The organism is Campylobacter concisus, from assembly GCF_001891085.1.
In the GTDB taxonomy this organism is placed as follows: Bacteria; Campylobacterota; Campylobacteria; order Campylobacterales; family Campylobacteraceae; genus Campylobacter_A; species Campylobacter_A concisus_O.
In genome coordinates this window covers 1-998 of the sequence record NZ_JXUP01000020.1, presented here as the reverse complement: position 1 = coordinate 998, position 998 = coordinate 1, and the positions used below count along the sequence as shown (strand labels likewise).

Here is a 998-nt window from a genome sequence, read left to right as displayed (position 1 = left end):
AACTCTAAGCGTCCTTCCATCGCACATTATAGTTGGCATTGGAATATTAACCAATTTTCCATCGCATACCCCTTTCGGACTTTGCTTAGGACCCGGCTAACCCTACGATGACGAGCATCGCGTAGGAAACCTTGGGTTTACGGCGTTGGGGATTCTCACCCCAATTATCGCTACTCATGCCTGCATGCTCACTTGTATTCGCTCCAGCACTCCTTACCGGTATACCTTCAACGCAAATACAACGCTCTCCTACCACTTAGTAAAACTAAGTCTAAAGCTTCGGTACTCATTTTAGCCCCGTTATATTTTCCGCGCAGAATCACTAGACCAGTGAGCTATTACGCTTTCTTTAAAGGATGGCTGCTTCTAAGCCAACCTCCTGGTTGTTTAAGTAACTCCACATCGTTTTCCACTTAAATGAGATTTAGGGACCTTAGCTGTTAGTCTGGGTTGTTCCCCTCTCGACGACGGATTTTATCACTCGCCGCCTGACTGCCATGATTACACACTAGGTATTCGGAGTTTGATAGGGTTTGGTACATTGGTGTATGCCCTAGCCCATTCAGTGCTCTACCCCCTAGTGTTACTACATGACGCTATACCTAAATATATTTCGGAGAGAACCAGCTATCACGATGTTTGATTGGCCTTTCACCCCTATCCACAAGTCATCCCATAGCTTTTCAACGCTAGCGGGTTCGGTCCTCCACCGGCTCTTACACCGGTTTCAACCTGCTCATGGATAGATCACATCGTTTCGGGTCTGCAACGTCTGACTAAACGCCCTATTAAGACTCGCTTTCGCTACGGCTCCGGGTTTCCTTAACCTTGCCAGACATCACAACTCGCAGGCTCATTATGCAAAAGGCAGTCCATCACCCTGATAAATCATAGGGCTCTGAATGATTGTAAGCAAATGGTTTCAGGTTCTATTTCACTCTGATCACCTCAGTTCTTTTCACCTTTCCCTCACGGTACTTGTACACTATCGGTCTAGT

At 46.6% G+C, this 998-nt stretch carries 1 rRNA gene; it reads right to left on the bottom strand.

The features are described from left to right. Window positions 1-998 (bottom strand): 23S ribosomal RNA (locus TH67_RS10120); the annotation flags it as partial.